The organism is Rhodocaloribacter sp. (assembly GCF_056451265.1).
In genome coordinates this window covers 1-10,200 of the sequence record NZ_JBWOPL010000064.1, presented here as the reverse complement: position 1 = coordinate 10,200, position 10,200 = coordinate 1, and the positions used below count along the sequence as shown (strand labels likewise).

7 protein-coding genes are annotated in these 10,200 nt (G+C 67.1%); 4 read left to right on the top strand and 3 right to left on the bottom strand.

Annotation, left to right across the window (positions count from 1 at the left end; translation table 11 throughout):
- Positions 1-243 precede the first annotated feature (243 nt).
- Positions 244-1,533 (bottom strand): putative sugar nucleotidyl transferase, encoded by a 1,290-nt coding sequence (locus AC1HIY_RS11415; protein ID WP_479576866.1) that lies wholly within the window; start codon positions 1,531-1,533, stop codon positions 244-246.
- A 247-nt stretch (positions 1,534-1,780) separates the two neighbouring features.
- On the opposite strand from AC1HIY_RS11415, the gene fsa reads away from it, so the two are divergent.
- On the top strand, positions 1,781-2,455 hold the full coding sequence (fsa, locus tag AC1HIY_RS11410; protein WP_479576865.1) for a fructose-6-phosphate aldolase: 675 nt from the start codon (positions 1,781-1,783) through the stop codon (positions 2,453-2,455).
- Positions 2,456-2,471: 16 nt separating this feature from the next.
- On the opposite strand, the gene AC1HIY_RS11405 is transcribed toward fsa, so the two are convergent.
- Complete coding sequence (locus AC1HIY_RS11405; protein ID WP_479576864.1) at positions 2,472-3,452, bottom strand: MBL fold metallo-hydrolase; 981 nt, start codon at positions 3,450-3,452, stop codon at positions 2,472-2,474.
- Positions 3,453-3,625: 173 nt separating this feature from the next.
- Between AC1HIY_RS11405 and AC1HIY_RS11400 the strand changes: the two genes are divergently transcribed.
- The 3 genes from AC1HIY_RS11400 (at position 3,626) to AC1HIY_RS11390 (ending at position 9,793) form a co-directional block, all read left to right on the top strand.
- Positions 3,626-5,020, top strand: a complete 1,395-nt coding sequence (locus AC1HIY_RS11400; RefSeq protein ID WP_479576863.1) for an MBL fold metallo-hydrolase — start codon at positions 3,626-3,628, stop codon at positions 5,018-5,020.
- Positions 5,021-5,127: 107 nt separating this feature from the next.
- Positions 5,128-8,031: an FAD-binding and (Fe-S)-binding domain-containing protein gene (locus AC1HIY_RS11395; RefSeq protein ID WP_479576862.1), complete on the top strand. Its 2,904-nt coding sequence runs from the start codon at positions 5,128-5,130 to the stop codon at positions 8,029-8,031.
- A 268-nt stretch (positions 8,032-8,299) separates the two neighbouring features.
- Entirely contained in the window at positions 8,300-9,793 is a 1,494-nt protein-coding gene (locus AC1HIY_RS11390; RefSeq protein ID WP_479576861.1) for a T9SS type A sorting domain-containing protein, read from the top strand.
- An 83-nt stretch (positions 9,794-9,876) separates the two neighbouring features.
- Here AC1HIY_RS11390 and AC1HIY_RS11385 read toward each other — a convergent pair.
- On the bottom strand, positions 9,877-10,200 hold a 324-nt coding region (locus AC1HIY_RS11385), incomplete at its 5' end, for an LA_2272 family surface repeat-containing protein (protein ID WP_479576860.1).

The window sequence follows — 10,200 nt, the reverse complement described above, 5'->3', positions numbered from 1 at the left end:
ATCCTCGACGCCGTCCGCGACGACATCCGCCGTTTCACGCACAATGCCCCCGTCCTCAGCGACGATCTGACGATGCTCGTGATGAAGCGCGCCGGTTGAGGATTGTTTCGCCGCGCGTATTTCACCGGTTGCCTTCTTCCGCGCAAGCTGAAGCATGCGGCTACGTGTGCTCATGCAAACCCTGTAGCCTCCGCCTTCAGGCTGCGCGGGCGATAGCGCTGAGGCGTCGGCGAAGAAACGGGGTCATCGCTTCTTCGCCTGTTTCCGCTGAAACGCCTCCCGCGCCGGAGTCGTCGCCTCGAAGACGGCCGAGAGCATCTCCCGTTCGGCATCGGTGAGCGCGACGCCGCGCCGCGCCATGACGACCTCGGCCACGTGGAGCGCCTTCGGCAGCCGATAGGTGACGTACCGCGCGTCCGGGCTGCCCCACGAAAACGACGGCACGTACGTCGGCTGAAATCCGCTTCCGTACAGGTTGCACGCCACCCCGACCACCGTGCCGGTGTTGAACATCGTGTTGATGCCGCACTTCGCGTGGTCGGCCATGAAGAGGCCGAGGAACTGCCGGTCCGTCGTTTCCGCCTCGCCGAGGGCCTCGTTGTATAGCCTGACCTTCCCGTAGTCGTTTTTGAGGTTCGAGGTGTTCGCATCCGCGCCGATGTTGCACCACCGGCCCAGGTACGAGTCGCCGAGGAAGCCGGGATGCGACTTGTTCGAGAAGGAGTGGATGATGCTGTGCCAGGCTTCTCCGCCCACCTTGCTCCACGGTCCGATGGCGCACCCTTCCACGTGCGCGCCGATTCGGACCTGAGCGTGTGCGCCGAGGTAGGCCGGCCCGCGCACGACGGCGTTCTCCATCACGAGGGCGTCCCGGTCGATGAAGACCGGGCCGTCTTCGGCGCTGAGGATCGCGCCGGGTCGGACGATCGCGCCGGGGGCCACGTACACGCGCTCGCCCTGCACGAGCCGCGCGCCGTCCCGGACGTCCGCACCGGGGCGTTCGTAGATGTTGTATCCTCGGGTGAGCGCCTCGAAGTCGCGGCGGAGCGCGGCGTCGCGTTCGTCGAGGAGGCCCCACAGGCGCCGGAGCAGGCGCGCCTCTTCGAGCGGCTCTTCGGGCAGATCCTCGAACGTGGCGCGCGTGACGGCGTCGGCGGCGACGAGATCGGAGGAGGCGTCCGGGACCCACGCGGCCACGACGTCGTCGCCCTGCGTGAAGACGCGGGCGGGCTCGGAGGCGCGGGCGGCGGCGCGCAACCGTTCGAGCGCCGGACCCTCCTCGGCCACGTACCGCCCGTTGACGAAGAGCACGCCGAGGCCCTCCGGGATGCGGTTCGTGAGCAGGTCATGCTCCGTCGCCGTCACCGCCGCCACGCGCCGGCGGGCGTGAAGGAGCGTCCCCGGGCCGCCGAACGCCGCCCGCGTGTTCTCGAGAATCGTGCGGATGCCGAGCCGGAGGTCATAGACGGCCCGCGTGTGAACGAGCGGCAAGAAATGGCCGACGGCATCGTCTTCGAAAAGGCAAAGATGCATGTTGAGCCTGTTTGAGGAGCGGAAGAACGGTCGGGTTACTCGGCCCGCAGGCGAGTCGTATATTACGAAACGGCCTGAGCAATGGAAGCGGTGAAAGCCCGCGGCTTCAGCCGGGGGAGACCCTCGCGTGCGCCGGGAGGGTTTCGGGAAACCTGCTTCAAACGAAAGACTGCCTCGGGCGTATAGGAGAGCGATCCCCCGGGAAGATACTCACCCTGTCTCTTAATCTTCGATAACGCATTCGCTCATGAAATTCTTCATCGATACCGCCGACCTCAACGAGATCCGCGAAGCCAACGACATGGGCGTCCTCGACGGCGTCACCACGAACCCCTCGCTCATGAAAAAAGCGGGCGGGCGTGACTTTCACGAGCATATCTTCAAAATCTGCGAGATCGTCGACGGAGACGTCTCCGCCGAAGTCACGGCCACGGATTATGACGGCATGATGGCCGAGGCGCGTGTGCTGGCGAAGATCCACGAGAACGTGGTCGTGAAGGTCCCGCTCATCCGCGAGGGGATCAAGGCCATCAAGTCGCTCAAAGCGGAGGGCATCCGGACGAACTGCACGCTGTGCTTCTCGCCCACGCAGGCGCTCGTGGCGGCGAAGGCGGGCGCAGCCTACATCAGCCCCTTCATCGGCCGCCTCGACGACATCTCGACGCCGGGCATGGAACTGATCGAGCAGATCGTCCAGATTTATGAGAACTACGGCTATACGACGGAAGTGCTGGCCGCTTCGATCCGTCACCCGATGCACGTCGTCGAGGCGGCCCTCGTCGGCGCGCACGTGGCGACGATCCCCTTCTCCGTGATCGAGAAACTGATCAAGCATCCCCTGACGGACATCGGTCTCGAACGCTTCCTCGCCGACTGGAAGCAGTACGAAGCCTCGGCGGCGGGCAACGGCGTGCGTTCCTGAGCCTCCATCCGGAAACTCAGAGGTCGAACGTTTCGCCGATGTCGAGGACGTGGATGCGTTCGGCCAGGCCGAGCGCATCGGCATGGCGGCGGAAGAGGACGGGCGGCTCGTGGAGCGGCTCGTCGGCGAGGTCGAACGTGCCCCAGTGGATGGGCACGACGTGTCGGGCGTCGAGGTCGCGCGCGGCGCGCGCGGCTTCGGCGGGGTCGACGTGGACCTCGGCCATGAGCCGGCGCGGGAGGTACGCGCCGATGGGCAGGAGGGCGAGGTCGGGCGGGCCGAGGCGCTCACGGATCTCGGTGAAGAGCGGGGCATAGCCGCTGTCTCCGGCGAAATAGAAGCGGATGCCGTCGTCGCAGGCGAGGAACCAGCCGGCCCAGAGCGTGCGGTTGCGGTCGGTGAGGCCGCGCCCGGAGAAGTGCCGGGCCGGGGTGCAGTGGAGACGCGCCCCGGCGAGGTCCACGAACTGCCACCAGTCGAGTTCGAGCACGCGCGTGAGGCCCCATCGGCGGAGGAGCGCCCCCACGCCGAGCGGGGCAATGAAGAGCGGCGCGTCCCGCCGGTGAAGCGCGCGGACGGCGTGCCGGTCGAGGTGGTCGTAGTGGTTGTGCGAGAGCAACGCCACATCGATGGGGGGGAGGTCGTCGAGCGAGAGCGGGAGCGGCGCTTCGCGCCGGGGCCCCGCGAAAGGGAGGGGACTGGCGCGGTCGGCGAAGACGGGGTCGGTGATCAGGTTCAGCCCGGGTCGCTGTATGAGGGCCGTGGCGTGGCCGATCCACGTCAGTCGCAGCGGGTTGGCCGTCTCGCGAAGCCGCTCCGGGGCCACGGGACGGACGGGCGGCGGGTGGTGCTCTTTAGGCGAGAAGGTGTGGCCCAGGAGCCATCGGATCGTCTTCCCGACGGGAGGCTTTTGCGAGGTCCCCCAGATATTTCGAAAGCCGCCGGGGCAGTGGTGGCGGGTGTCGTGCCAGGGATGGGTGCGGATCTCGAAAGGCATGCGCTCGGGGGATGGAAGCGGAAAGGGGGATCGGGGGCTACGAAACAAACGACCTGGCCCACAGGTTCACTTCTACTTAACTTTTGAGCACACGAAAGTATGCCGCGCGCCGGCCGAGCCACCTGAGATGCGCGTGGGAGCCTTTCTTATCAGGCATTTTTGCACCGGATTCTATGGTTTTTGTTGCGCTGGGGGCGACCGACGAGATTGGCGCGAGTTGTCATTTCCTGAAAATCAACGGCACCGGCCTCGTACTCGATGCGGGCACGCATCCCGAGGAGGAGGGGCCGGCGAGCCTGCCTCGTCTGGAACTCATCCATGAGAACCCGGACTGGCATGTGGATCACGCCATCGTCACGCACGCCCACCACGATCACATCGGCGCGCTTCCGGTGCTGATTCAGCAGTTCCCGCACGTGCACATTCACATGACGAAAGCCACGCGCGCGCTCGCGGATCTGCTTTTGCCCGCCTCGGCGCGTCTGCAGCGTCGCCGTCTGCGTGAAGGCTCCTCGACGGCGCGGCCGCTCTTCAGCGAAAAGGAGCTCGAAGTGTTCAGCTACCTGTACCTGACGCACGAGCTCGAGGACGAGTTTGACGTGACCGGCCTTCGGGGCCGGACGCCGATCAAGGCGCGGCTCTTCGACGCGGGGCACGTGCTCGGCGCGGCGGGCGTCTTCCTCCGGTTCGAAGACGACGGGGAGGAGCGGCGCATCTTCTATTCGAGCGACACCAACCTTCGTCCGCAGTCGATCATCCCGGGAGGGGCATATCCGGAAGGCCCCATCGACGTGCTCCTGCTCGAATCGACGCTCGGGGCCGATCCGGAGGCCGAGCAGACGACGCGGAAGACGGAGGAGAAGAAGTTCGCCGAAGCGCTCCGGCGCACGCTCGAACGCGGCGGCGCGGCGCTCGTGCCGGTCTTCGCCCTCGGGCGCGGGCAGGAGACGCTCGCCCTCATCGATCGCTTCAAACGGCGCGGCCTCATCCCCGACGTGCCCGTCTATACGGCCGGGTCCATGCGCGCCATCGCCGATCTGTACGACAAGACACGCTTCTCCACGCCCCGTCTCAATCCGGAGTTCCAGGTCTTCGGCGTGCCGCAAAAACGCCTGCCGCGCAGCCAGAACGGGATGCGGAAGGCGCTCGCCGAACCGAGCATCTACGTGGTCGGGAGCGGGATGATGTTCGAGCGCACGATCTCGAACGAGCTGGCGCAGATGATCGTCGAGCACGAGAAGCACGGCATCTTCCTCGTCGGCTATGCCCGTGAAGACGCGCCGGCGGGACGCCTGCTGGAAGCGGTGGAGCAGGGGAAAGGGACCGAGGCCGTGATCAACCGCGCGCGCGGGCCGCAGCCCATCCACTGCGAGGTCGGGCGCTTCCGCTTCAGCGGCCACAGCCACCGCCGCGACCTCATTCGCCTCGTCGAACGGCTCCGCCCCCGGAAGGTCCTCCTCGTTCACGGCGAAGAAAAGGCCCGCGCGTGGATGGCCGACAACATCCGCTTCTTCTACCCCGAGGTCGAGGTGCTCATGCCCGAACTCGGCGAGGTGGTGCGGTTGTGAGCCGCCGTTTTTGTGCGAGACGCGGAGGCCCGGCGTTGTGTTTGAGCGCGTGAAGATCGAACTTCGGAGGTCGATGCCCCACCGTCGTTCTCCGATTCCGATCCCACATGCCCGTCTTCTCCTCTGAACTCCTCGACGATTTTTCGGCGGCGCTCCGGCCCCGGCTCACCGGCATGCTGCGCACCGATGCGATGACGCGGGGGCTCTATGCCACCGACGCGAGTCTGTATCAGATCATGCCCGCCGGCGTGCTCTTCCCCCGCCATGCCGACGACGTGCAGGCGGCGCTGGAGGCCGCGCAGCACTTCGGCCTTCCGGTGCTCGCACGCGGCGGCGGCTCGTCGCTGGCCGGGCAGACCGTCGGCGAGGCGCTCGTGATCGACTTCAGCCGGCATCTCGATCGGATCCTCGAGCTCAACGTGGAGGAACGATGGGTGCGCGTGCAGCCCGGCCTCGTGCTCGACCGTCTGGAGGCGCACCTCCGCCGCCACGCGCCGGGCCTGAAGGTGGGGCCGGACCCGGCCAGCGGCAGCCGCGCCACGCTCGGCGGCATGCTGGCCAACAATTCCACCGGCACGCACTCGATCCTCTACGGCAACATGATCCATCACGTCGCCGCCGTGCGGGCGCTCCTCGACGACGGCAGCCCCGTCGCTTTCACCGCGCTCGACGCCGCCGCATGGGACGAACGGCTGCGCCGGGACGGGCGCGAGGGCCGGCTCTACCGCGCCCTCGACGCGCTGCTCACCGATCACCGCGACGTCATCGAGGCGCGGACGCCCCCACACTGGCGGCGCAACAGCGGCTACCGCCTCGAACACCTCCTCGACCCGGCCGAACGCAACGTGGCCCGGCTGCTCTGCGGCAGCGAAGGCACGCTCGCCGTCGTCACCGAGATGACCGTCTCGCTCGTGCCGCGCCCGCGCCGAACGGCCCTCGGCATCGTCCACTTCCGCACGCGCCGGGAAGCCCTCCGCGCCGTCACCACGATCCTCGCCACGAAGCCTTCCGCCGTCGAGCTCTTCGACGGCATCTCCATCGCGCAGGCCCGAAAAGCGCCGGGCTTCGGAAGCCGCCTCACCTTCATCGAAGGCGACCCCGGAGCGGTGCTCATCACCGAATATTACGGCGACACGGCGCGGGAACTGACGGGCAAGCTCAAGACGCTGGAGACGACGCTCGCGAAGGCGGGCGAGGGCTACGGCGTCGTGCGGGTGACGGAAGCCGGGGACATCGCCAACGTGTGGAGCGTGCGCAACGAAGCGCTCGGCCTCATCATGGGCGTCAAGGGCGACCACAAGCCCGTGGCCTTCATCGAGGACGCCTCCGTGCCGGCCGAACACCTTGCCGACTACATCGACGAACTCACGCGCGTCTTCGAGGAGACGAACACCGAGGCGGTCCTCTATGCCCACGCCTCGGCGGGCTGCCTCCACGTGCGCCCGTTCATCAATACGAAGGATGCCGCCGAGGTCCACAAAATGCGGGACCTCGCCGTCGCTTCCATGAAACTCGTGAAAAAATACGGCGGCTCCATCTCCTCGGAGCACGGCGACGGGCTCACGCGAAGCTGGCTCAACCCGGCTTTTCTCGGCGAGGAACTCTATGAGGTGTACCGCCGCCTCAAGGCCCTCTTCGACCCGCACGGGCTGCTCAACCCCGGCAAGATCGTCGACGCACCGCCGATGACGGAACGCCTGCGTATGGGGCCGGACTATCGGACCGTGCCGTTTGCTCCCGATCAGGACTTCTCGGCGGACGGCGGGTTCGCGCGCGCGGTGGAGCTGTGCAACGGCAACGGCGCGTGCCGCAAGCTCGACGGCGGGACGATGTGCCCGAGCTTCATGGTGCTTCGCGACGAGGAGCACTCCACACGCGGGCGGGCCAACGCGCTCCGCCTGGCAATGTCCGGGGCATTGCCGCCGGAGACGCTCACGAGCCGCCGGATGTACGACGTGATGGACCTGTGCCTGCAGTGCAAGGCGTGCAAGACCGAGTGCCCGTCGAACGTGGACATGGCGAAGATCAAGACGGAGTGGCTGCACCGGTACTGGGCGGACAATCCGATGCCGCTTCGGACGCGGCTCTTTGCCTATCTGCCCGAGATCGCGCGTCGCGTGTCCGGGCCGAAGGCGGGGCTGGTCAACTGGATCAACGGGCGTTGGCCGGTGCGGCGGCTGCTCCACCGCACGCTCGGCATTCACCGGCGGCGGAAGATCCCCCCCTTCGCGCGCGTGCCCTTCACGAAGTGGTTCGCCCGGCAAACGTGGCGCGACGACGGACCGCCCGTGCTCCTCTTCCCCGACACGTTCCACAACTATCAACACCCCGAAGTGGCCCGCGCCGCCGCCGTCTTTCTCGACCGCGCCGGGTATCGCGTCTCATTGCCCGAGGGGCCCGTTTGCTGCGGGCGGACGTTGCTCTCGAAGGGGCTGGTCAACGAAGCGCAGATCCGCGCGCTCGACGCTGTGGAACGGCTTTACCCCTTCGCCGCGCGCGGTGTGCCCATCGTGGGGCTGGAGCCGAGCTGCATCCTCACCCTGGCCGACGAGTTTCTCACGCTGTTGCCCGGCGACCCCCGCGCCCGCGCCGTGGCCGACGCCGCGCTTACGTTCGAGGAGTTCGTGGCGAACGAGGCCGCCCTGGGCGCGCTCGACGCCCTGGCGTGGACGCCGGCGCCGCGCCGCCTCCTGCTGCACGGGCACTGCCATCAGAAGGCGCTCGTCGGCACGGGGCCGTCCCAACGGTGCCTGTCGCTGCCGCCGAACTACACCGTGGAGACGGTCGATGCCGGCTGCTGCGGGATGGCGGGGGCCTTCGGGTATGAGAAGGAGCACTGGGAGGTCTCGCTGGCGATGGCCGAGCGCGTGCTGGCGCGAGAGGTGCGCGCGGCTTCGGACGATACGCTCATCGTCGCCGCCGGGGTCTCGTGCCGGGCGCAGATCCACGATGCCGCCGGGCGCGCGGCATGGCATCCGGCACAGGTGCTCCTCGACGCACTGACCGGGTAGCCGAGGTCTCCGGGTACGTTTGTGTTGCATTTTACAGGGGCTTTGTTTATCGTTTGTTAGAACCAATCAGCACCGCTTTTTCTGCGCCATAATCACCCCCCGTAACGGAGCGACGCTCCTGCTGTGAGCCTCTTGCGGGAAATGCTCCCGAGAGGGCCTTCGTGCCCCCCCGTTCTTTTTCATAGCTTGAAAAGGTGGGGTCGGTCTGGCATCTCCGGTCTCCGCCGCTTCTCGTCCCTTCTCTTTCCATTCACCCCGAGGTAGTGCCATGAGAAGATTTACGATCATCACTGCAACGTTTCTGTTCGCCTGCGTCTTTGTTTTTCCTCTTCAGACGCAGGCGCAGCGGTCCCGGGTTCGTGTGTCGGCCAAAGGAAAGCGGGCGCACGTCGCTCGCAGCGCTCCGGCAGATCTGCTTTATGATCAGTTCGACAACCCGGGCTTCACCTCCATTGCCTCCCAGCAATTTCCCGACTTCGGCGGGTCCGTGCTTCAGTCCGCCGATGACTTCGACGTGCCCGCCGGGGAGACGTGGGACGTCGACGGCGTCAACGCGCTCGGCCTCTATTTCAACTGCGTGACCTGCGGCCCGACGCCCACCGTGGACGTGATCTTCTACGCCGACGCGGGCGGCATGCCCGGCGCCGTGGAGTGCGACTATCAGAACATCGCCTATTCCGACCTCGACGGCGACCCCCTGGCGACGCTCTTCGACATTAACCTCCCCTCGGCATGCTCGCTCGGCGAAGGCACGCACTGGGTCTCGGTCATGGCCGACATGGACTTCGGCCAACTCGGGCAATGGGGCTGGACCGAGAACGACACCCAGCACGGCAACGTGGGGCAGTTTCAGGATCCGGACGACCTCCTCGGCGACGGCTCGTTTTGCGAATCATGGACGGACGTGAACGTGTGCACGACCGGCGGTCCCGACTTCGCCTTTCAGCTTGAAGGCGTCATCGGAGGCGGAGGGGGCGGCGGCGATGACTGCGACGCCTTCACCGACGTCACGATGATCGACAGCTACGGCTTCGAGTGGTGCTGGGATCGCACGAACATCGACGGAGCCGTCGGGCCGGTCGACCTCGTCTGCGACGCCGACGGCTGGGTCGACGCCGAATTGAGCGGGATCGTGGTCAATGCGTATCCGTCGGCGTCCTCCACGGCCGCCGTGTGCAAGTCCGACCCGAACTTCCTCGAAGCGCGCGTCGCGGAGATCAAGGCCGTCAACCTCGCCGCCGATGATTGCTTCCTGTTTTCCGACTGGTTCGTCTATGACGGTTCCCGGGAGGGGCATCTGACCTACAGCGGCGCGTGGACGAGCTATTGCGGCGAGGAAGAGCTTTCGACCGGTGTGTGGAGCGGCACGTTCGACGTGTCCGGCTCGCAGGCTCCGTCGCCGGCGGCGGTGGGTCCGCAGAGCGGCGCGGTGGCGCTCCGCACGGCCCGGGCCGACGCGCCCCGGCTCGCGGCGGCTGTGGCCGAAGCAGGCGTTCCGACCACCTTCACGCTGGAACAGAATTACCCGAACCCCTTCAACCCGACCACGCAGATCGCCTTCAATCTCCCCGAAGGGGCCGACGTGACGCTGAAGGTCTACAGCGTGCTCGGGCAGGAGGTGGCCACGCTCGTGCAGGGCTACCGGGCCGCCGGACGTCATCAGGTGATGTTCGACGCGACGGATCTGAGCGCGGGTGTGTACCTGTACGTGATCCAGGCGGGTGACTTCACGGCGACGAAGCGGCTGACGCTGCTCAAATAGCGCCCTGCGAAACGAAGCAATCGACGGCGAAGGGCCGGGCGGCGCAGTCCGTTCGGCCCTTTCGTTTGAGCCGTGCCGGACGATCAGTCGAAGTGCGCGTTGACGAACGGGAGCCACCGCAACCCCCTGCGGTTGTTGCCCGCGAAGTTGATCAGGCCAATTTGCACGCCGTTGAGGCGCCGGGCAACGTTGATCAGGCCGATGGTGAGGCCGTGTTGTTCGCCCCGGATGCGGTTGAAGGCGCTGGCGGAGAAGCCCTTGAAGACGCCCTCCGGGCCGACGGTGACGTAGGCCGGGGCGAGGATGATGCCCGTCACGTCGCCGCCTGCGCCCACGCCGAGGCCGCCGACGAAGAGGCCCGTCAGGTCGCCGCCCGCGCCCACGCCGAGGCCGCCGACGGCGATGCC

Bases quoted from the DNA above. Each gene is read 5' to 3' on its own strand.
- fsa (WP_479576865.1), top strand. From the start codon at position 1,781: ATGAAATTCTTCATCGATACCGCCGACCTCAACGAGATCCGCGAAGCC.
- AC1HIY_RS11405 (WP_479576864.1), bottom strand. From the start codon at position 3,452: ATGCCTTTCGAGATCCGCACCCATCCCTGGCACGACACCCGCCACCAC.
- AC1HIY_RS11390 (WP_479576861.1), top strand. From the start codon at position 8,300: ATGAGAAGATTTACGATCATCACTGCAACGTTTCTGTTCGCCTGCGTC.
- AC1HIY_RS11395 (WP_479576862.1), top strand. From the start codon at position 5,128: ATGCCCGTCTTCTCCTCTGAACTCCTCGACGATTTTTCGGCGGCGCTC.
- AC1HIY_RS11400 (WP_479576863.1), top strand. From the start codon at position 3,626: ATGGTTTTTGTTGCGCTGGGGGCGACCGACGAGATTGGCGCGAGTTGT.
- AC1HIY_RS11415 (WP_479576866.1), bottom strand. From the start codon at position 1,533: ATGCATCTTTGCCTTTTCGAAGACGATGCCGTCGGCCATTTCTTGCCG.